The sequence below is a fragment of the Ancylomarina salipaludis genome, assembly GCF_004122035.1.
Classification (GTDB): domain Bacteria; phylum Bacteroidota; class Bacteroidia; order Bacteroidales; family Marinifilaceae; genus Ancylomarina; species Ancylomarina salipaludis.
In genome coordinates, this window is record NZ_SAXA01000003.1 from 186,552 (window position 1) to 208,420 (window position 21,869).

General features: G+C 36.1%; 21 protein-coding genes. 9 read left to right on the forward strand and 12 right to left on the reverse strand.

Features of this window, described 5'->3' with window-relative positions:
- Positions 1–64: 64 nt before the first annotated feature.
- From EO244_RS16870 to EO244_RS16880, 3 genes are all read right to left on the reverse strand, one after another.
- Positions 65–232, reverse strand: a complete 168-nt coding sequence (locus tag EO244_RS16870) for a hypothetical protein (protein WP_164977405.1) — start codon at positions 230–232, stop codon at positions 65–67.
- 26 nt (positions 233–258) lie between these two features.
- A complete protein-coding gene (locus EO244_RS16875) occupies positions 259–435 on the reverse strand; it encodes a hypothetical protein (RefSeq protein ID WP_164977406.1) in 177 nt (58 codons plus the stop codon).
- Between the two features lie 82 nt (positions 436–517).
- Positions 518–694 carry a hypothetical protein gene (locus EO244_RS16880; RefSeq protein ID WP_164977407.1) on the reverse strand — a complete coding sequence of 59 codons (177 nt, stop codon included), beginning with the start codon at positions 692–694 and terminating at the stop codon, positions 518–520.
- 546 nt (positions 695–1,240) lie between these two features.
- Between EO244_RS16880 and EO244_RS04970 the strand changes: the two genes are divergently transcribed.
- A complete protein-coding gene (locus EO244_RS04970; protein ID WP_206734484.1) occupies positions 1,241–2,323 on the forward strand; it encodes an alpha/beta hydrolase family protein in 1,083 nt (360 codons plus the stop codon).
- Positions 2,324–2,396: 73 nt separating this feature from the next.
- Here the strand turns inward: EO244_RS04970 and EO244_RS04975 are convergent, their stop codons facing one another.
- Entirely contained in the window at positions 2,397–4,607 is a 2,211-nt protein-coding gene (locus EO244_RS04975) for a S9 family peptidase (RefSeq protein WP_241687942.1), read from the reverse strand.
- Positions 4,608–4,949: 342 nt separating this feature from the next.
- Between EO244_RS04975 and thrS the strand changes: the two genes are divergently transcribed.
- The 4 genes from thrS (at position 4,950) to rplT (ending at position 8,154) form a co-directional block, all read left to right on the forward strand.
- Positions 4,950–6,902 carry a threonine--tRNA ligase gene (gene thrS / locus EO244_RS04980; RefSeq protein WP_129253547.1) on the forward strand — a complete coding sequence of 651 codons (1,953 nt, stop codon included), beginning with the start codon at positions 4,950–4,952 and terminating at the stop codon, positions 6,900–6,902.
- A 22-nt stretch (positions 6,903–6,924) separates the two neighbouring features.
- Positions 6,925–7,482: a translation initiation factor IF-3 gene (infC, locus tag EO244_RS04985; protein WP_129253549.1), complete on the forward strand. Its 558-nt coding sequence runs from the start codon at positions 6,925–6,927 to the stop codon at positions 7,480–7,482.
- 37 nt (positions 7,483–7,519) lie between these two features.
- Positions 7,520–7,708 carry a 50S ribosomal protein L35 gene (gene rpmI, locus EO244_RS04990; RefSeq protein WP_449371682.1) on the forward strand — a complete coding sequence of 63 codons (189 nt, stop codon included), beginning with the start codon at positions 7,520–7,522 and terminating at the stop codon, positions 7,706–7,708.
- A 92-nt stretch (positions 7,709–7,800) separates the two neighbouring features.
- Positions 7,801–8,154, forward strand: coding sequence for a 50S ribosomal protein L20 (rplT, locus tag EO244_RS04995; RefSeq protein ID WP_129253553.1), 354 nt, complete (start codon positions 7,801–7,803; stop codon positions 8,152–8,154).
- 178 nt (positions 8,155–8,332) lie between these two features.
- Here rplT and EO244_RS05000 read toward each other — a convergent pair whose 3' ends face one another.
- From EO244_RS05000 to EO244_RS05025, 6 genes are read right to left on the reverse strand one after another with little or no spacing between them, the layout of a single operon-like run.
- The gene (locus tag EO244_RS05000) at positions 8,333–9,286 is read right to left on the reverse strand and encodes a YitT family protein (protein ID WP_129253555.1); all 954 of its coding nucleotides are present in this window, start codon (positions 9,284–9,286) and stop codon (positions 8,333–8,335) included.
- Between the two features lie 49 nt (positions 9,287–9,335).
- Positions 9,336–10,634, reverse strand: a complete 1,299-nt coding sequence (locus tag EO244_RS05005; protein ID WP_129253557.1) for an AmpG family muropeptide MFS transporter — start codon at positions 10,632–10,634, stop codon at positions 9,336–9,338.
- 25 nt (positions 10,635–10,659) lie between these two features.
- Complete coding sequence (locus tag EO244_RS05010) at positions 10,660–11,985, reverse strand: SpoIID/LytB domain-containing protein (RefSeq protein ID WP_129253559.1); 1,326 nt, start codon at positions 11,983–11,985, stop codon at positions 10,660–10,662.
- A 15-nt stretch (positions 11,986–12,000) separates the two neighbouring features.
- On the reverse strand, positions 12,001–12,963 hold the full coding sequence (locus EO244_RS05015) for a DUF4922 domain-containing protein (protein WP_129253560.1): 963 nt from the start codon (positions 12,961–12,963) through the stop codon (positions 12,001–12,003).
- A gap of 56 nt (positions 12,964–13,019) precedes the next feature.
- A complete protein-coding gene (locus EO244_RS05020; protein ID WP_129253561.1) occupies positions 13,020–13,919 on the reverse strand; it encodes an N-acetylmuramoyl-L-alanine amidase-like domain-containing protein in 900 nt (299 codons plus the stop codon).
- Between the two features lie 4 nt (positions 13,920–13,923).
- Positions 13,924–15,378: a glycosyltransferase family 2 protein gene (locus tag EO244_RS05025; protein ID WP_129253562.1), complete on the reverse strand. Its 1,455-nt coding sequence runs from the start codon at positions 15,376–15,378 to the stop codon at positions 13,924–13,926.
- Between the two features lie 398 nt (positions 15,379–15,776).
- On the opposite strand from EO244_RS05025, the gene dapB reads away from it, so the two are divergent.
- The 4 genes from dapB (at position 15,777) to EO244_RS05045 (ending at position 20,245) form a co-directional block, all read left to right on the forward strand.
- The gene (gene dapB, locus EO244_RS05030; RefSeq protein WP_129253563.1) at positions 15,777–16,490 is read left to right on the forward strand and encodes a 4-hydroxy-tetrahydrodipicolinate reductase; all 714 of its coding nucleotides are present in this window, start codon (positions 15,777–15,779) and stop codon (positions 16,488–16,490) included.
- 66 nt (positions 16,491–16,556) lie between these two features.
- Complete coding sequence (gene lepB / locus EO244_RS05035; RefSeq protein ID WP_129253564.1) at positions 16,557–17,948, forward strand: signal peptidase I; 1,392 nt, start codon at positions 16,557–16,559, stop codon at positions 17,946–17,948.
- Between the two features lie 166 nt (positions 17,949–18,114).
- A complete protein-coding gene (gene lepB, locus EO244_RS05040; RefSeq protein WP_129253565.1) occupies positions 18,115–19,506 on the forward strand; it encodes a signal peptidase I in 1,392 nt (463 codons plus the stop codon).
- A gap of 100 nt (positions 19,507–19,606) precedes the next feature.
- Positions 19,607–20,245: a WbqC family protein gene (locus EO244_RS05045; protein ID WP_206734485.1), complete on the forward strand. Its 639-nt coding sequence runs from the start codon at positions 19,607–19,609 to the stop codon at positions 20,243–20,245.
- A gap of 124 nt (positions 20,246–20,369) precedes the next feature.
- Here EO244_RS05045 and EO244_RS05050 read toward each other — a convergent pair whose 3' ends face one another.
- On the reverse strand, positions 20,370–20,804 hold the full coding sequence (locus tag EO244_RS05050) for an NUDIX domain-containing protein (protein WP_206734486.1): 435 nt from the start codon (positions 20,802–20,804) through the stop codon (positions 20,370–20,372).
- Positions 20,804–21,454, reverse strand: coding sequence for an endonuclease III (gene nth / locus EO244_RS05055; protein ID WP_129253567.1), 651 nt, complete (start codon positions 21,452–21,454; stop codon positions 20,804–20,806). Before nth ends, EO244_RS05050 begins: the two co-directional genes overlap by 1 nt.
- Positions 21,455–21,869: the final 415 nt, after the last annotated feature.

Consider the following 21,869-nt stretch of genomic DNA (forward strand, 5'->3'; position numbering starts at 1 on the left):
AATAATTATATTTGAAAAGAGGACGTCATAGCAATGAACGTCCTCTTTATTGTTGAAATAATACTTATTCTGGAAATTCTGTGGCACATATATTGTTTGTAATACATGTATATCCTTCAGGACAAAGACCATCTTTCTGACAAGGTATTGAACCCTTAAAACCGCCTTTAATAGTTTGCTGTTCCTTTTTACTAAGCGTTTTAACTCCAGCTAGTTTTTGTAATTTTTTCATAATAATAGATTGTTTAAATTATTTATTTAGCGACAAATCCAACATACACCATTAAATACAACATCACACCAAACAGCGGGATTATTACTGATAACTCCGCCAGCTTCACCACATGGATGCAATTGTTTTATTCCACCTTTAACAGCTTGTTGTTCTTTTTTACTAAGCGTTTTAACACCAGTTATTTCTTGTAATTTTTTCATAATAATTTATTTTTAGTAATATAATTTCTCGAACATTTTAAAACTGTTGAGACTTCAGTTAGAATCTTTAGTGTATTTGTGTTTAATGATATCCTTCTCCTTTTGGCATGCAAGTGTCACCAGCACATTCCCATCCTTCTCCACAGCTCTCATCATGTATGCAAGCTATTTGGTCTAATGGCGAGTATCCTCCTTTAACTGCTTTTTGTTCTTTTTTACTAAGTATTTTAACTCCAATTAATTCTTGTAATTTTTTCATAATAATTTATTTTTAATAGTATAATATCTCGAACATTTTAAAACTGTCGAGATTTCAGTTTATGAGTTGATAGGATGAGTTTATAAGCCTATGGCTAATTCTTCTTTTGTAGCTTCTTCAATTTCTATTAAATCTTCAATGAAATATTGAGCATCTTCAAAATCATATTCCTTAGAGTATGATTTACCATTTAATAGCACTTTGGGTATAAAAAGAATATTGTTCTGAGGATACCATTGGTAAATATTATAGTTTATAAATGCGCTTTTATTATGTTGGATTATCGATATTCTAATTTACTAAAATATTTATTTAAACAATAATTATTTTGGCATAAGTTACTGTGGTTGAATGATGGACTTGTTGTTGAGTGTTTCTGTAGGTTATGCTGAATGTATTGTTATTGCAATTGTTTTTGTTAATTGAAGAGATTGGGAATATATATGTCAAGGACATTATTGATTTGTAGATAAGTAATGTCGAATTATTTCTATCGATTTGTGTAAATTAGGCATGCAATTTTATTGCTAACCTAAAACATAAACAATGAACAAACGAATTAACTTTAGTCTTTTAATCCTGATGCTTTTAGGGCTTGGATTAAAAGCGCAAACTCAGGATCCCGTCCGGGAAGAGTTGAAAGATCTTAAAAATTACAATGCAAATTTGGAACATCGGATGGATCGTCTTCAAAAAATGGTAGACGATTTGATTTGGTTCGAAAGAGTGGGCGATGTGGCTCATATTGATAAGCTTTATATTTACGGGCCTCCAAAATGGAAAGAGAAGAATCCGACTGCATTGGGAGCAGGGAATCCGGTAAAATTTTGGACTTATACCTTTATTCCTAAAAGCATTGATCCTAACAAAAAATACCCTTTAATTGTGTTGCCCCATGGTGGTGTACATGGCGATTTTACGACCTATTATACACATATTATTCGTGAGTTGATTGCTCAGGAGTATATTGTTGTTGCGGCTGAATATCGTGGTAGCACCGGTTATGGGAAGGGACATTATGAGAAGATTGATTATGGTGGATTAGAAGTTGAGGATGTATACGCAAGCCGAAATTACATGATAGAGAATTATGATTTTGTTGATAAGGATAGAGTGGGAATTATGGGCTGGAGTCATGGTGGCATGATCACGCTTTTTAATTTATTCGATCATCCTAATGATTACAAGGTTGGATTTGCCGGCGTTCCGGTGAGCGACTTGGTTGCCCGAATGGGATATATGACTCAGGACTATCGCGATTTGTATTCTGCAGATTATCATATTGGCAAAACGGCTAATGGTAATTTGGCCGAATACCGACGTCGTTCTCCGGCTTGGAATACTCATAAGTTTCAGAATACGCCTTTGTTGATTCACACCAATACCATTGACGATGATGTGAATGTTTTAGAGGTTGAGCATCTGATAAAATCGTTAAAAGCAGATGGTAAGAAATTTGAGTACGAGATTTTTCAGGCGGTGCCAGGTGGGCATTCATTTGATCGTATGGATACAAAAAAAGCTAAAGAGATACGAGTGAAGATTTATAAGTTTATTGGGAAAGAATTGAAGCCTAATAAACCGATTACCAATTTAAAACAATTGCAAAAGGCGGGTTATCGATTTTAACGGTCGGTTTCTGAAAATAAAAAAGAGGCTATTCATAGGGAATAGCCTCTTTTTTAGTATCTGTTATTATCTATTATAGATTGTCCTTCAGGAATTTATTGAATCGGTTGTATAGGTGCAAACGTGTTTTACCACCGTAAATGCTGTGATTACGATTGGTGTAGATTTGCATTTCGAATTGTTTGTTGGCTTGAACCAAGCGTTCAGAAAACTCGTAGGTGTTTTGAATATGAACGTTATCATCATCTGTACCGTGGCACAACAATAACTTGCCTTTTAATTTGTCTGCATGGTTTATCGGTGAATTATCATCATATCCCGATGGATTTTCAGCAGGTGTTCTCATGAAACGCTCAGTGTAAACACTATCGTAGTAGCGCCAGTTGGTTACCGGAGCAATTGCAATGGCTGCGGCAAACACATCGCTTGCTTTTTCGATACAAAGTGATGACATGAAACCTCCAAAGCTCCATCCCCAAATCGCAATTCGATTTTCGTCGATATAATCTTTCTCAGCTAAGGCTTTTGCAGCAGAAATCTGATCATCAGATTCCAAACGTCCCAATTGCATGTAAGTACACTTACGGAATAGCTCACCTCTGGCACCTGTACCCCTTGGGTCAACACATACCACGATATAGCCTTCCTGCGCCAGGTAGTTGTACCAATCAATACCCCAATTGTTTAAAACTTGTTGTGAGTTAGGCCCGCTGTACTGAGTCATCACAAGAGGGTATTTTTTTGAAGGATCAAAATCATGAGGTTTGATTATCCAGGCATTTAGTTGAGAGAGTTCGTCGGCTGCCGGCAATTGAATGAATTCTTTTGTCCCCGGTTGATAGTCCTTAAGTTTTTCAACTAGTTCCTTATTGTCCTCAAGTGTACGGATTAGTTTTGCTTTAGCATTGTAAAGACTAACGGTTTTGGGCTGCGTAGTACTTGAGAAGTTGTTTATGAAATATTTAAATCCTTTAGAGAAAGAAGCGTCATTGGTTCCTTTTGCAGGCGTTAAGTTTTTCTTTGACGTTCCATTCAATTTAATTGAATAAACGTTGCGATCCATAGGCGAAACTTCTGCCGATTGATAATAACATACTTTTTTCTTTTGATCGTAGCCCAAAAATTCAGTAATATCCCAATCGCCTTTTGTGATTTGCTGAACCTGTTCACCATTCATATCGAATAGATATAAATGAAGGAAAGCATCTTTTTCACTGGATAAAATGAAATGTTGATTGTCATCTAAAAAAGTAAGATCGTCTAAAGTATTGCTGTCGATATAATACTTGTTGCTTTCGGTATATAAAACAGATGTTTTACCGGTTTTTGAATTTGCCAGTAAGATGTCCAGTTTGTTTTGATGACGATTCAAACGGCAAATACTAAGCATTTTAGCATCAGCAGTCCATTTGATACGCGGAATATATTGGTCGGTTTCAGTACCAACGTCCATTTTTTTAGTCAGTCTATCATTAACATCGTAAACATATACCTGAACGATTGAATTTTTTTCACCAGCCTTAGGGTACTTATATGTGTAGTTTTCCGGATAAAGTGCATTCTCTTTAACCTGAGGATACATTCCCTCAAATCTGTTCATATTGAACATTGGCACTTCACTCTCGTCAAATTTCATATAAGCCAGGGCTTTGCTGTCTGGTGACCATTCAAAAGCCTTATTGAATTCAAATTCTTCCTCATAAACCCAGTCAGGTGTTCCGTTTTGGATTTTGTTGAATTCCCCATCTTTAGTCACTTTACTTTCCGATCCGAAAGCAATATTGTGAATAAAAAGGTTGTTGTCACGAACAAAGGCGATACGTTTTCCGTCAGGAGAGAAGGTTGCTAAACGCTGTTTGCCATTTTTAGAAAGCGGTTTTAGCTCTTTATTTTTAAAACTGAAAATAAAGTAGTTGGCTGTGAATGAGCGTCGGTAAATACGCTCACGGTCAGTCATTAATAAAATACGACTTTCATCAGCATTAAAGTCATAATCGAAAATACTGGTTAATTCTTCCGATTTTAAATTATTTAGATCTAAAAGTGTTTCTACAGCTTCACCTGTTGCATAAGCATATTTCACAATTTTAGTTCCATTTTCTTCGAGAGTGGTATAGTGAATACCATCATTCATGGAGCGTAAGCCGTAAACAGATTTCTGCCCGAAACTGTGATTGAGCATGAGATCCTCCATGGTGATTTTTTTCACATCCTGCTGGGCAAAGAGTGAAATCGAAAGGCAAAGGAATAAGCCTAAGGCAAGCATTTGCTTGAAATTTTTCATACTTTATGAATTGATTTTTGTTTTAGATTGTTTAAGGTTATACTGTCATTAAGAAATGCATGATTTTAATTTCCATTATTGCCCCAAAGGTTTCATTTTTTTGAAAAATAGAAAAGGATTTATGTCATTAAAGTACAGTTTTTATCTGCTGGTGAATTGAAGAGCATAAATGAGACTTTTTTATCCAGAATGTTATATCTTTGTGGATTGAATTTTAGGATGGCTTGTTTTCGTCGAAAATGAGCCTGTTTATTCTAAGTGAATAGGTACAAAATTCGAGTTTTCTATTCGAGTATATCATGCCGGTTTGTAGCGGTGTGAATAAAAATTAAAAACAATAGGATGATTAAAATTACATTTCCAGATGGAACAGTAAAAGAATTTGAAGTAGGCATCTCAGGGATTGAGATCGCGAAAAGCATTTCAAGTCGATTGGCAAAAGAAGTTTTGTCGATTACCGTGAACGACCAGTTGTATGATCTGACACGCTCGATTAATGAAGATGCAAGTATCAAGCTTCATACATGGGATGATGAAGAAGGTAAGCATGCCTTTTGGCATTCGTCAGCTCACCTAATGGCTGAGGCACTTCAAGAGTTATATCCAGGCGTTAAGTTTGGTATTGGCCCGGCTATTGATATGGGTTTCTACTATGATGTAGATTTGGGAGAAGATCGTATGCTAACTGATAAAGATCTGCCTCTTATTGAGCAGAAAATGTTGGAATTGGCACGAACTAAAAGTCAATACACACGCAAGGATGTGACTAAAGCAGAAGCTCTTGAGTATTTTAGCTCAATAGATGAGGGTTATAAAGTTGAGTTGATCAACGACTTGGATGATGGTACAATCAGCTTTTATGAGCAAGGAAACTTTACCGATCTTTGTCGTGGACCACACTTGCCGGATACATCATATATTAAAGCAATCAAAATAAATTCTATTGCGGGTGCTTACTGGAGAGGAGACGAAACCAGAAAGCAACTGACTCGTGTATATGGAATTACTTTCCCAAAGAAAAAATATCTGGACGAGTACGTTATCTTGATGGAAGAGGCTAAGAAACGTGATCACCGAAAGTTGGGTAAAGAGATGGAACTGTTTACTTTTTCTCAAAACGTTGGTCAGGGAATGCCGCTTTGGTTACCTAAAGGTGCTCAATTAAGAGAAAGCCTTGAAACCTTCTTGAAGCGTGTTCAGAAGCAATTCGGTTATGAGCAGATTATCACACCTCATATTGGGAATATCAATTTATATAAGACTTCTGGTCACTACGATAAATATGGTGAAGATTCATTTCAGTCAATTAAAACTCCACAAGAGGGAGAAGAGTATTTGCTAAAACCAATGAACTGTCCTCACCATTGTGAAGTTTACAAATTTAAGCCACGTTCGTATAAGGATCTTCCTGTTCGTTTTGCTGAGTTCGGTACTGTTTACCGTTATGAGCAAAGTGGTGAGCTACACGGTTTGACTCGTGTTAGAAGCTTTACTCAGGATGATGCTCACCTTTTCTGTACTCCGGATCAGTTGAAGGATGAATTCAAAAAAGTGATTGATATTATCTTTATTATCTTTAAAGCGCTTAATTTCACCGAATATACAGCTCAGGTTTCTTTACGCGATAAAGAAAAGAGTTCAAAGTATATTGGTTGTGACGAGAACTGGGAAAAGGCTGAAAGAGCAATTATCGAAGCAGCAGAAGAAAAAGGATTGAATACAGTTGTGGAATATGGAGAGGCGGCTTTCTATGGTCCAAAACTGGATTTTATGATTAAGGATGCTATCGGACGTAAGTGGCAATTGGGAACGATTCAGGTTGACTATAATTTACCTGAGCGTTTTGACTTGGAATATGTAGGCAGCGATAATCAAAAACATCGTCCTATTATGATTCACCGTGCACCATTTGGATCGATGGAGCGTTTTGTTGCTGTCTTGATTGAACATACCGGTGGTAAGTTCCCTCTATGGTTAACTCCTGAGCAAACGGTGATTATGCCTATTAGCGAAAAATACAATGATTATGCGAAAAAAGTTTTAAATTCGTTAAATAATTCCGATATTCGCGCCGTGTTAGACGATCGAAATGAGAAGATTGGTCGTAAAATACGTGATAATGAATTGAAAAAGATTCCATATTTACTAATTGTTGGTGAAAAAGAAGCGCAAGAAAATGCCGTTTCTGTTCGTCGACAAGGAGAAGGTGATATGGGAACAATGCAAATCACTGAATTTGCTGAATTAATTAAGAAAGAAGTAGAAGGACAGATGTCTTCTATTTCAAATTATTAACTAACTAAAGGAGGAACTAGCCATAGCTGGATTTCAACAAAGAAACAGAAGAGGTTCTTTAAAGCCTCGTGAGGCTCAACATAAGATTAATCAGTTGATTAGAGCCCGTAGTGTTCGTATCGTTGGTGACGACGTAGAACCAGGTGTATATTCTATTGCTGAAGCATTGAAAATTGCTCAGGATAATGAATTAGATTTGGTGGAAATTTCACCTAATGCCGATCCGCCTGTTTGTAAGATAATCGACTACAATAAGTTTCTTTATCAGCAGAAAAAGAAACAAAAAGAGATTAAAGCAAAAGCTGTTAAAGTTGTTGTCAAGGAGATTCGTTTCGGCCCAAATACCGACGAACATGATTATAACTTTAAACTGAAGCATGCTGAGAAATTTCTTAGTGAAGGCGCTAAGGTGAAAGCTTTTGTATTCTTCAAGGGACGATCTATTCTTTTTAAAGACAAAGGAGAGATTTTGTTGTTGAAATTTGCTCAGGATCTGGAGGATCTTGGTAAAGTTGAACAATTGCCACGACTTGAAGGTAAGCGTATGACGATGTTCATCGCACCCAAAAAGAAAAAGTAATTTAGTATATAATCAATAAGTTTGTACAATGCCTAAGATGAAAACAAACTGCAGCGCAAAGAAAAGATTTACTTTGACTGCATCTGGAAAGATCAAAAGAAAGCACGCTTTCAAAAGTCATATCTTGACTAAGAAAAGCACAAAAAGAAAGAGAAATCTGACTTATTTTGGTGATGTTCATAAGTCTGACCAGAAGAATGTTAAGTTAATGCTTAACATGTTGTAAAAAATCATTTTTGATTTTTTCAGTTTATTAACCGAGTGATTTAGCACAAAAGGGTCCCTGTTGGGAACGCTAACATTCTAAAAATTAAAATTATGCCAAGATCAGTTAATTCTGTAGCATCTAGAGCTAGAAGAAAAAGAATTCTTAAGGAAACTAAAGGTAACTTTGGTGCAAGAGCTAATGTTTGGACAGTAGCTAAGAATACCTGGGAAAAAGGTTTGCAGTATGCATACCGTGATAGAAAAAAGAAAAAAGGAAATTTCCGTTCATTGTGGATTCAGCGTATCAACGCTGCTGCAAGACTTGAAGGTCTTTCATATTCACAATTAATCGGATTAATGCATAAAGCTAACATCGAAATTAACCGTAAGGTTTTGGCCGATTTAGCAATGAATCACCCAGAAGCTTTCAAAGCTGTAGTGGGAAAGGCTCAAGCAGCTAAATAGCATTATAGATTATTTTACTTTGAAAAGGACTTGCTCATGAGCAAGTCCTTTTTTTTATGCATTTATATGGTTTTACTGATAAAATAGATCCGTATTTATTTGTTCTGTATTTCAACTGAGTTAGAACTTGTTTTATATAAGCTTAATCTGTGACAAAAATGCTGGAGGATTTAATGCATTATTCCATTGGTCTTTTTTTTATCATTCCGCCTTTTGCATCTTTAATGCTATGCATTACCGTAAAGGCCTCGCTATCTATTTTATCTATTTCAGTTTGAAGTTTTGTTAATTCTAGTCTTGTAATTAAAGTGTAAATGATTTCTGTTGTTTCCAAACCATAGCCTTTTTTGCCCAGATAGATGGTGCAGCCACGGCCTAGCTTTTTTATTATAGCTAATCTGATTTCTTCACTTTTGTCAGAAATAATCGTAACACCAACATATTCTTCTATTCCTGAAACAACAAAGTCAATCGTTTTTGATGCAGCCAGGTAGGTAAGCATGGCATACATAGCAATCTCAATATTAAAGACATAAGCTGCAATTAAGAAGATGAAAATATTAAATATCAAAATCACATCTCCAATTGTTAATGAGGTTTTCTTGCTAATAAATATGGCAAGAACTTCTGTTCCATCAATTACGGAGCCGCCACGAATTGCTAAACCAATTCCGAGACCTAAGAAAAAACCACCAAAAACTGCAATCAGTAATTTGTCATCGGTTATTACTGGGACCGGAATAAAGTGAACTGATACGGCAAGTAACAAAATTGCAATAATGCTTCTAACAGCAAATTGTTTGTTGATGGTTGAGAATGCCATCAGTAAGAACGGAATATTAATAGCAACCAGTAGTATTGACAAAGGAAGTTCTGTCAATTCGCTAATAATAAGAGAAATACCTGTCACACCCCCATCAATAAATGAATTGGGTAATAGAAAGCCTTTGAGCCCGAAACAGGCTGATAATATCCCAATTATAATAAAGAAGCTCTCTCTAAGTAGGTGTGATAATTCAACTTTTGTTTTAATAAGAACACTTTCAAAATCTTCTGATGTTGTGGTTTGATGTTTCTTCTTAAGTTGAAGTTTTACTGTTTCCGCAATGATGTATTGAAATAGTGGATTCATATGTATGAGCTCCTATTATTAGTAAAACATTAATAATTATTTCTATTGGTCAAATCTCTTTCGTTTTGATGCCAAACTTAGGATTGATATCGATGAGTTTAATCATGATAAAGCTTGGAATGGTGCATATCATCACCCAAATAAAAAAATGTTGGTAGCCGATTAATTCTTGTATCCATCCTGAGATCATTCCTGGAAGCATCATTCCCAAAGCCATAAAGCCTGTGCAAAAGGCAAAGTGTGCTGTTTTGTGTTCACCTTCTGACACATAAATTTGATAGAGCATGTAGGCCGTAAAGCCGAAACCATAACCAAATTGTTCGACAGCGACTGAAGCACTTATCAGTAAAAATGAATCAGGTAAGGCTTGAGAGAGGTAAACGTAAACCAGATTGGGCAGGTTGATGGCGATAACCATCCACCATATCCAATGTTTTAGTCCATTTCGTGAAGCCAGGTAACCACCTAATATCCCTCCGATTGTAAGAGCAAGAACTCCTATAGTTCCGTATATAATGCCGACCTCAGAGGTTGATAGAGCCAAACCTCCTACTTCTTTACTATCCAGAAGAAAAGGGGAGGCCATTTTAACCAATTGAGACTCACCCAGGCGATAAACAAGCAGTAAACCCAGAATTTTGAAGATATCTTTCTTTGAGAAAAAAGAAATGAATGTTTCTGCAAAATCCTCAAATACCGAAGAAAAGCTTTTTATCTCTTTATTGGCATCATCCTGAGGTTTTGGTAATGCAAATTTATGATACAAAGCAATAATCAGGAAGCTGAGGGCAATAATCACGAAGGTAAGCGACCAGGCTAAAGGGATGTTTTTCTCATTTTGACTGAATAGTTTAATGGATTCAAAATGTCCTGCAAGCACGATTAGAAGGCCTTGACCAGTAATCATTGCAATACGATAAAATGTACTTCTGATACCAATGAAATAGGCTTGCTTGTGTTTGTCTAAACCATGCATATAAAATCCGTCAGCTGCAATATCATGTGTGGCAGAACTAAACGCCAGTATCCACAGAAATGCCAGTGAAGATTGAAAAAAGTTGCTGGTTGGTATGGTGAAAGCAACACCAGCCAAGGCTGCGCCTATAAGCAATTGCATGCTTACAATCCACCAGCGTTTGCTTTTGATGATATCAACAAATGGACTCCAAATGGGCTTGATCACCCAGGGTAAATAAAGCCATGAAGTGTATAAAGCAATATCTGTATTCGAAATGTCCAAACGCTTATACATGATGACGGCTACGGTCATAACCACCACATAGGGCAGTCCTTCTGCAAAGTAAAGGGATGGAATCCATGCCCAAGGCGATCTGTTTTGTTTGTTCATATCCTATTCTATTGCTTTTTTGGATTTAGTATCTTTTTTCTAATTCGGCATTTTTGAAATAATGCAAAAGTATTTCTTTGTGCGAATAGCCTTTGGCTCCCATAACAGCCGCTCCAATTTGGCATAAACCGACGCCATGTCCCCAGCCTGCACCTTTGAAAGTAAAGTGTGATGGAATAGTATTCTTGATATTCTCTTTTTCAACGATGAAATTTGAACTGTACAGATGTGATTCTGAAAGAACTTTACGAATTTCAAGTTCTTTGCCGATGATGAAACTTTTTTCATCACCAACAATTTTAAGCCGGATGATACGTCCGGATAAACCTCTTTCGAGAGGAATGAGATCCTGGATTTGTCCAAGGTTTTTCCCCGTTTTTCTTTTGATCAGATCAGAAAGTTCGTCTTGAGTGTACTGAACTTCCCAACGAAAAAAATCAGGCGTTTCCATATCGTAATCATTTAACACCTGAGAAAGAATGGCCTTGTCGTTGTTATTGCAGAAAACATCAGGTGAGTTCAGTATCCAATTTTTGGCATTCGACTCAATTTTTAAGTCAAGCTTCAGACTTGATTCTTTTCCATCGGTAATGGCTTGAAGATATTTATGTGTTTCGGGTTCCCAAACATTTTCAAAGGTCTCAGAAACCCCACCACAGCACTTCGAGAAACGGGCATCACAGATTTTGCCATCGCTGGTTAGTACTATGCCTTTTGTTGCCTCAATGGCTCTTAAAACAGCATTGCTTGATTGTCGTGTGATTCCCTGATAGCGTTGGCAGTGATCATCTGCACACACATCGAAAGTGTTGTGATCTTCTCTATCGTACCATTTAATTAACTCCTCTGAGCTTTCAGTTATGGTTTGGTAGATTTGCTTTGAAGATTGAAGGGCTTCACTTTTTAGAACTTGTGCCATCAACCATGAGCGGGAAATGATAGCATGTGCTTTTAACAGTTCCATACTACTGCTTGCTTTCATTTCCGAAGAGATTACACTTGCCAGATAATCTTCCAGTTTGAGGACATTAATGGCGGTCAGTTTTTCATTTTCAATTAAGATATGCAGACTTCCCTTGAAACACTGATTCTCTTTTCTTTCCCAATGAAATTTTATTCCTATGGTTACATCAAACAATTCGAAAGAGCTGTTTTCGTAATTTTCAGGCTTAAGAATGAACTCTTCAGTTTTACACCTCAAACCATCAAATTCGATCTTGCCGTTTATGTATTTAACCGTTTGTTTGCCCGTGTAGGTTTTATCATTTTGTTGAAGTGTATAAATCCCATTCAGTTGAAATGCGATTTCCTCTTCATACATTATACCGACACGTATTTTAGGTTCTTGCATATTGATTCTTTTGAATTAAATCATGACCAGTTTTGTGAAATCGTGACAAAGTTTGTCGAAAACCAAGTCATCTAAACTAACCTGTTTGTAAATACTGATGATATCCTCTTTGGTGATTTTATCGAAATCTTCTTTTCGAGGCGTAATAATAACACCACCCATGTCTACCGCACCCGGGCTAATTACTAATTGGTCTTTCCCTTCTGCAAAAAATTGAGAGGGACGATGCTGCTTACGAGGGAAAATGTGCATGCGGTATTTTTTGTTTTTGTAAACACAAATCGCATTCAGCATAGGTTCCGTTTCGTTAGGTTGTAGTTTTTCCAGAAAACGATAAAATATTTTGCCGGCACTCACAATATCCTGAGCTCTGTCTGCTTCAATACTAATCATTTTTCTGAGGTATTGATTGAAGCGATAAACCTCAAATCTGCCATTCCATGTCACTAATTTCCCATAATTCTTTTTCCTCTCGAAATACTCTGTATCAATAGGCATAAAATCATTCTCTCCAGCTTGAAAGTGCATGTGATCGGGGGCAGAGGCGCCGGATTTTGGCCCATTATAAAATACGGAATAGCCTTCTAATGTTTCGGAAAGGCTAACCATTTCACCAATATGATTTACGAAATTTTGATCGATATGATCATTTTTTGATATTGTGAAATGCTCTTTGAGAATAGGAAAGGGGTTGACTAAAAGGCTGTAGTTATTTTCTAAATCAATTTTTCCTTGCTCGGCAGGTCTGTTTTCGTCACACAAAAAACAGGCTCTTTTCTGAATGTTTTCTTTGTCAACTTTGGCAGCAGTTGATTTTATACGTTCCGGATTGAATTGAACCTTTATTTTAAAGCCTTCGAATTGGAATTCTTTTTCTTCTACTTTATCTAAGCCTTTATAGTTGGTTTTGGCCAAGGGCCATTTTTCCTTTTGTTCCTCTAAGAACGTTTGTAGGTTTTCTTTATTGATATTTTGCATTAGTTCTCTTTTAAGTAAAAGTAATTCTCATTAAGAGAAAATAATTAGTTGAATATTTACTGTTTTCGAATAAGCCTTGCCACCATTATGCCTGATTGAAGGCTATTTTTTTGAATCATTTCAGCCAATGGGATCTCAGATATGACGACTTTTTTTGCTTTACTTGATGCGTGCATTAAATGCAGACGATCGTTTATATGAATAGCAATTCCCGTATGAGAAATATCCAGCCCCTTAATTTTTGTAGTAATTGCGATTAAGTCACCATCTTCAATTTGATTTTCAATTTCTTGAATTTTGTTTTCAGGAATATAAAAATGTTCTCGCTTATTGATTTCATTTTCACACTGTGTGACCGTTTCGATTAAAGAAATGTTCCCAACAAGTTTTGGGTATGAGTTGATGTGTGAACTCATAAAATTGATTTTTTTTTGATAAGCCTCACCACCAATTTTTTTTGTTATATCAATAAGCAATCCTTTTCTTTCGTTATCAAAAATCCAATCGGTAAAATAATGTAGACGTGAACCATAGCCTTTTAATTTACCATTGCGGTAGCGAATAAATTCCAGCTCTTTAGCGAAGTCATTAATGCTTAGTTTAGATTGATTTGTTATTTTTGAAAGAGCTAAAATATTCTCGATATAGGTGGTGCAATCAAGTTGATGCAAATTGATTACTAATCTTTCAACCTCATTGTTTTCAAGTGTTCCTCCCACATAAGGTGTTTGTAAAAATAGCTTACCTGTTTCAACAATCAGCTTGTCATTTGAAAGCGCATCAAATGAAGCTCTTGTTATAAATTGCTGTAGAGATTTGAAAATTTCAATATCCATAGAATCCGTTTTTAGAGATTCTTGAGTAGAAACAGCTTGATTTTTACTTTTGGTTTTGGCCTGACAAGAAGCTAAAACAAGAGTTAATACAATAAAAATGTGAATAGCCTTGAATTTCATGTCTCTATCTTTTTAGATTTCGTCTTGCTTTTAATTCAATTGTTCTAATTCTATCCTTATAGTAGTTGTGAGCATTCATTTTCTCTATACTTAGCGAGGCATCGGAATTTTCATCCCAACGACGGCACAGGTATAATGATTTATAAATACGACCAATTTGATATTTTCGAGAAATGGCTAAACCTAAAGCATAATCTTCACCATAGTTGACATTGGGGAGTGGCGTTTCCCGAAGAATTGGTGTGTAAAAAGCACGAGGTGCTCCCAGGCCGTTTATTCGTAATGCATTGTTGCGTCCGTTTTCTGGTGTCCATTCTTTATGGTCGATTAAGCCGGGAGGTATTTCTTCCAATTTAAAATTGACCATTTGATAGCTGCCTACTACCATTGCACACTTTTCTCTATGGAAGCTTTCAATAATTTTTTGGATTGTTGTTTCGTCTGCATACAAATCATCACTATCCAACTGAATAGCAAATCGGCCACAACTGTCATGATTAACGGCTTCATTCCAGCATCCGCCTATTCCTAAATCTGTACGTTCAGGAATGATGTGTATGATTCGATCATCTTGTTGTGCATATTTCTGAATCAGTTCAGTCGTTCCATCAGTCGAGTGATTATCAACGATGATCAGGTTAAAAGAGAACTCACTCTTTTGAGAAAGAACCGACTGGATGGCATCTTCAAGTGTTTTGACGCGATTGAGAACCGGAATAATCACCGAAGCGTCTGATTTGAAATTTTCAGTTTTAAAGTCAACCTCAGTAAACTTAGGCTCAAGATAGCCGCCAGTTCGTTTCAAATATTCGGTGCATACCGTTTCCATTTCTATCTGTACGGCCCGATTTTTAGGATCGACATAGTCAAAGATCTTTTCGCCCGATTTTCTGGTGTCTAATTCTGTTTCGGTATACAAATATTCAGGAATTCGAATCAATTCAGATTGCTCAGAAAGAGCCAGACGAAGCGAGTATAAAGCCGCATACTGATTGGTGATATCTACAGATGCTACTGCTTTTTTTAGAGATTTGTTGTTGATAAAAAGAAGTGACCCAAAATCAAAATCATCTCTTAAACTTCCTTCCTGATAGTCAATAACGGGGTGGTTTTCAATTTTACCATCTTTAATCATTTTCAGGTCAGAGTACATTAAACTTGCTTGCGTGTCATTTGCGATCTGAACGAAACGATTTAGAGCGAATTGACCTAGTTTTAAAGCACTTGTTTTTGTATAAATCAAGGTGAAATCACCTGTTGATTTTGCTGCAATTTCATGGATTGTTTCACCCGAGAATAGCGATTTTGTTGATAAGAAGCTTACTCCCTCAATTTCGAAACAGGTATCTCCAATAATGAAGATTTCTGAAACGAGTTTCGAGTTTTTTAATTCTTTTATAGTGCTTCGTGTTTCAGTCTGTTCACCAACAGGTAGAAAACATGTAATGGTTTGATTCATCTAATTATTTGTATTTAATCTTTTCGAGCGATTCTTTGTTGTCCGGATTAACGGCAATTAATGAGTTCGTATTTTATTTTCTAACGATTCGGTCTGAAATATATTGCCATTTTTTTGACCTATGAATATAAGACTTCTGAAGCAGAATTAGGACAGTGTGGGTGTAAATATTTTAAAGGCTAAATGTTTCATTTGTGGTGTAATATAATGGGATTATCGAAAAAAAATGGGGCTTAAGTTTTATTAAGCATTCAAAATGCATCATTCTTCTTTGGATTTGCTATTTTTGGAATTCAATTTATGGATAAGTAGCCGATTCATATTTATCCGCCCCTATGTTTGTTGATAAAATTAAGTTCAAATTTATAAGCCTGAATAGGCTTGAAAAAGATATAAAGATGAAGATTGCGCTGATTGGTTATGGTAGAATGGGAAAGGAAATTGAAGGCATTGCTCGTGATCGTGGTCACGATATCGCTTTAATTATTGATCAGAATAACCAAGCTGATTTAACCGTTGATAATCTGAAAAACGTTGATGTTGTGATTGAGTTTACCAATCCGGATTCAGCATATCGGAATTATATGATTTGTTTTGAAGCGGGGGTTCCGGTGGTATCGGGAACTACAGGTTGGTTGGATCAATTGGATGAGGTAAAATCTCTTTGTGAAAAAGGAAAGGCTTTCTTTTATGCTTCAAACTTTAGTTTAGGGGTTAATTTGTTTTTTGAATTGAATAAGAAATTGGCACAACTGATGTCTGGTTTCGATCAGTATAATGTGGATATGGAAGAAATTCATCATATCCATAAATTAGACTCACCGAGTGGAACGGCTTTGACTTTAGCTGAAGGGGTTCTTGAGAATCATCCTGTGAAAAACTCATGGGTTGAAGGTTTAAGTACAAAGGATTCTGAAATGAGTATTGTTGCCAAGCGCCATGGTGCGGTTCCGGGAACTCATAGTATTACCTGGCATTCAGAAGTTGACGAAATTCAGATTCAACATCAGGCTTATAGCCGCAAAGGTTTTGCTTTGGGTGCTGTTTTAGCCGCTGAATTTATGCCTGGAAAATCCGGATTTTTTGGAATGAAAGATCTTTTGAAACTGTAAATGATAATTTGTGTAGATTCGCACAAGACAATCTGAAATTAGATTTCTAAATAAAATAATGACCCTATGAAGGAATTTTTAAAGAATAAATGGTTTAAGTTTTCACTGGCCGCTCTTACCTATCTGTTAATGACGATTTGGATTGGTAATTTTTGGCTTGTGTTAGGTTTACCTATTCTTTTTGACCTTTATATTAGTAAGAAAGTGCATTGGGCATTTTGGAAAAAACGTGGCGTTAAAAAGCAAGGTTTTATTGTTGAATGGGTTGATGCTTTAATATTTGCAGTTGTAGCAGCAACACTTATTCGCATGTTTTTTATTGAAGCGTATACAATTCCGACGTCATCAATGGAGAAATCGATGTTGGTTGGCGATTATCTATTTGTTAGCAAATTGGCCTACGGTCCTAAGGTGCCTAATACACCGCTATCATTCCCTTTTGCTCACCATACTATGCCTGGAACTCAGTCTACTAAGTCGTATTTGGAATTAATCCAGTGGCCTTATCATCGACTAGCAGGATTTGGCGATGTTGAGCGTGATGATGTTGTGGTTTTCAATTTCCCTGCCGGTGATACGGTATGGATGGGAGACACTCAGTCTGATATTTATTCTCTTATCAGGTATTATGGCAAGCAATTTAGGATTGGGGATGAACAAAAAGGGAATACCTTAAAAACGGATACTTATTACAACAAAAAAGCGTATAAATTTCTGGAGAGTAAGAACGAGATTCGTATTCGTCCAATAGATAAAAGAGAAAATTATATTAAACGTTGTGTTGGATTACCTGGAGATACGCTAATTTCGAAAGATGGTCAATTGTTTGTGAATGGAAAAGCACAAGCGGCTATTGAAGATATGCAGTACAATTATATTGTAAAAACCAATGGTAGTTCTATCAACCCCAGAAAATTAGATGAGTTAGGTATTGCTTTGGCTGACAGAGGCAAGCGTAGTTCTTCTGAGTATGAAATGCCTTTAACTCAGGAAAAAGTTGAGGCGCTTAAAAAACTTAATAATATTGTTTCGATAACACGGGTTTTATATCCGGTTGGGATGTACGAAGAGGTTTTCCCATTTAGTCGAGATTACAGCTGGAATCGTGATAATTTTGGTCCTTTAGTTCTGCCTAAAAAAGGAGTAACTGTTAGTTTGGATAAGAAAACGCTACCCTTGTACGAAAGAATTATTAGGGCTTATGAAGGCAATAAGTTAGCTCTGAAATCAGATGGCATATACATTAATGGTAAGCTGGCGAATTCTTATACTTTCAAAATAGATTATTATTGGATGATGGGTGATAATCGTCATATGTCAGCCGATTCCCGTTATTGGGGATATGTGCCCGAAGATCATATTGTAGGGAAAGCTTCTTTCGTATGGTTATCACTTGATAAAGATAAATCATTCCTTAGCAAGATTCGATGGAATCGAATTTTTAAAGGAGTAGAATAAAACGTGAATTGGCACGACGGCTATCTTTAAAAGGTAGCCATTGTACTTCTGTAAGTGTTTGGTTCTATTTAACTTTTACAGAATATTAATCGTCGAAACAATTGATAATTTGTGTAGATTCACACAAAAAATCTGAAATTAGATTTCTAAATAAAATAATTACCCTATGAAGGAATTTTTAAAGAATAAATGGTTTAAGTTTTCACTGGCCGCTCTTACCTATCTGTTAATGACGATTTGGATTGGTAATTTTTGGCTTGTGTTAGGTTTGCCTATTCTTTTTGATGTTTATATTAGTAAAAAAGTGCATTGGGCATTTTGGAAAAAACGCGGCGTCAAAAAGCAAGGTTTTATTGTTGAATGGGTTGATGCTTTAATATTTGCAGTTGTAGCAGCAACACTTATTCGTATGTTTTTTATCGAAGCTTATACGATTCCGACTTCTTCAATGGAGAAATCTATGTTGGTTGGCGATTATCTTTTTGTCAGCAAATTGTCTTATGGACCTAAGGTGCCTAATACGCCGTTATCATTCCCTTTTGCTCATCACACCATGCCTGGAACGCAGTCTACTAAGTCGTATTCTGAATTGATTCAGTGGCCTTATCACCGTTTAGCAGGTTTTGGAGAAGTGGAGCGAAACGATGTTGTCGTTTTTAATTTCCCGGCAGGAGATACGATTTGGGTTGGACATGAGAATCCGGATTACCATTCTTATATTCGTCGATACGGTCAGGAATTTAAGGCAGATGATATGAGCAAAGGTCGTTTATTGCAATCAGACGAAGCTTATAAAAATATGGCTCGTAAGTTTATGAAACAGCGTTATGATATTCGTTCACGTCCGGTTGATAAGCGAGAAAATTATATTAAACGTTGTGTTGGATTACCTGGAGATACGCTAATTTCGAAAGATGGTCAATTGTTTGTGAATGGAAAAGCACAGGCAGCTATTGAAGATATGCAGTATAATTATATTGTGAAAACTGATGGTAGTTCTATCAATCCCAGAAAATTGGATGAGTTGGGTATTGCTCTAGCTGATAGAGGTAAACGAGGTTCTTCTGAGTATGAAATGCCTTTAACTCAGGAAAAAGTTGAGGCACTTAAAAAACTTAATAATATTGTTTCGATAACACGGGTTTTATATCCGGTTGGAATGTACGAAGAGGTTTTCCCATTTAATAGAGACTACAGCTGGAATCGTGATAATTTTGGACCTTTAGTTCTACCTAAAAAAGGAGTAACTGTTAGTTTGGATAAGAAAACGCTACCCTTGTACGAAAGAGTTATTAGAGCTTATGAAGGCAATGAGTTGGCTGTGAAATCAGATGGCATATACATTAATGGTAAGCTGGCGAATTCTTATACCTTCAAGATGGATTATTATTGGATGATGGGTGATAACCGTCATATGTCAGCCGATTCTCGCTACTGGGGATATGTGCCCGAAGATCATATCGTAGGGAAAGCTTCTTTTGTTTGGCTTTCATTAGATAAGGATAAATCGTTCTTAAGTAAGATCAGATGGAACCGTATTCTTAAAGGAATCGAATAATAGTAATGAATCGAATATAATTAAGGCTGTCTTTCCGGAGATGGCCTTTCTTTTTATAAATTGATTATTTTTGTGCTTTCGAATTAATCAAGAACAGAAGATGAAAAACACAATGCTATTGTCTACGGCATATTTTGCTCCAATCCAATACTACTCAAAGCTGGTACAGTGGCATGATGTGATGATTGAGCAATTTGAGAACTATTCCAAGCAAAGCTATCGGAACCGATGTCATATTTTGGGTGCTAATGGCGAATTGGCTCTGACTGTTCCGGTTGTTAAGGCAAGTTCAAAAAAAATCCTGACAAAGGATGTGCGAATTTCTTATGATACTGATTGGCAAAAACTACACTGGAGAGGTATTGAATCAGCTTATAATTCATCTCCATTTTATGAATTTTACATCGACGATTTAAGACGTTTTTTTGATAGAAAATGGGATTTTCTTTTGGATCTCAATCTCGAAATTCAAGAAGAGATTAATACATTGATTGATTTGGATTGTGTGATTAAGAAAACTGAGGATTATGTAGAGGATTTGAATGGGATAATCGATTTTCGCGAGGGAATACATCCCAAAGCATCCAAAGCGATAGTTGATCCGGATTTTGTTTCGAATAAGTATTATCAGGTTTTTAGCGACAAATGGGGATTTGTTGAAAATTTGAGTATTCTGGATCTTTTATTTAATATGGGGCCGGATAGCTTAATTCATCTTGAAAAGAGTGTAAAAGGATAAAGGAATTTAAAAAGTTAAAGAAAAAAGTACAAAGGTTAAAGTGAAAAATAAATAGAACTCTAAAATAGCTTGAGAGATTATCTTTTTATTTTTCACATCCTCACATCCTCACATCCTCACATCCTCACATCTTCACATCCTCGAGTAAGTCGGACATAATTAAGTCATGGTCAAAAGCCAGATTGGGCAGTTTGTCAATTGGCCACCATTTAGCCTGTTTGGCATCATCCATACCAACCACTTGTGGTAATTGATTTAAGTGTAATTCTCCTGTATAGACCACGGATACCGTTCTTCCACGTGGATCACGATTGACAGACCCATAGGTTTTAAATTGTTTTAACTCACAGTTTTCAAAGCCGGTTTCTTCCTTTAGCTCACGATAGGCAGCCTGATCCAAATCTTCATCCATATCAACAAAGCCACCAGGGAATGCCCAAGTGTTGGCAAAGGGGGCTTGTGCGCGTTCAATCAAAAGGATGTGTTTTACACCCTTGTAGTTGCAAAATATGGCACAATCAACTGTTAGTGCAGGACGGGGGTATTGATAGCTGTACATTATTTAATTTTCTTTTGTTCTTTTTGATAGTATTTACAATAGTCCTTAAGTCCACAGGATTTACATTTGGGTGTACGGGCTATACAGACATAGCGCCCATGCAATATTAGCCAATGATGTGCCGTAGCAACATGTTCTTCCGGGATGAATTTCATCAACTGTTTTTCCGTTTCAAGAGGGGTTTTAGCATTGGTGGTTAAGCCCAAACGAGCTGATACTCTAAAAACATGAGTATCTACAGCCATGGCTGGTTTGTCGTAAATAACTGATGCAATCACATTGGCGGTTTTTCTTCCTACGCCAGGTAGTTTCTGCAACTCTTTAATGTCATCAGGGACTTCTTCTTTAAAATCTTCGACCAACATTTTTGCCATGCCTAACAGATGTTTGGCTTTGTTGTTGGGATAAGAGCAAGATCGAATCAGTTCGAAAATATCATCCTGTGTGGCATGAGACAAGTCAAATGCACTTGGGTATTTATCGAAGAGAGCCGGTGTCATCATATTCACTCGTTTGTCAGTACATTGAGCGGATAAGATAACGGCAACTAATAATTCGTAGGGATTGCTATAATGAAGTTCGGTTTCGGCTATGGGCATATTTTCCTGAAACCAGCTTATGATTTTTTCAAAACGTTCTTTTTTTCGCATTGTTGAATTTTCATATTGTTTTCACGAAAGTAATGAATTTTGATAAAAGACTTTCTTGTCTGTATAAGAGATGTTGAAATATTATTTTATTGATTTTTTATCGTGAAAAGGATGATTGTTTAAATAGAAGTAGAGTATAGATTTAAAATGAATTTACATTGAAATGTTTTAAACATATTTTTGTTTAATTAAGAGTCATTTCTGTTGAATATAAATATCTATTGACATTTATTTTTAATCTAAATAATATTAATGATTAATTGATGAATGTTCTTTTATTATTGATTAATGTTTATTTTTAAATGCTTAAGTTCGTTTTATTATGATTATCACATTCTTGAATTTATTTTTGTGATTTTATGTTTTAGTTTATTTTAATATATATTTGATGTCGAAATATAAAGCATAATCCCCC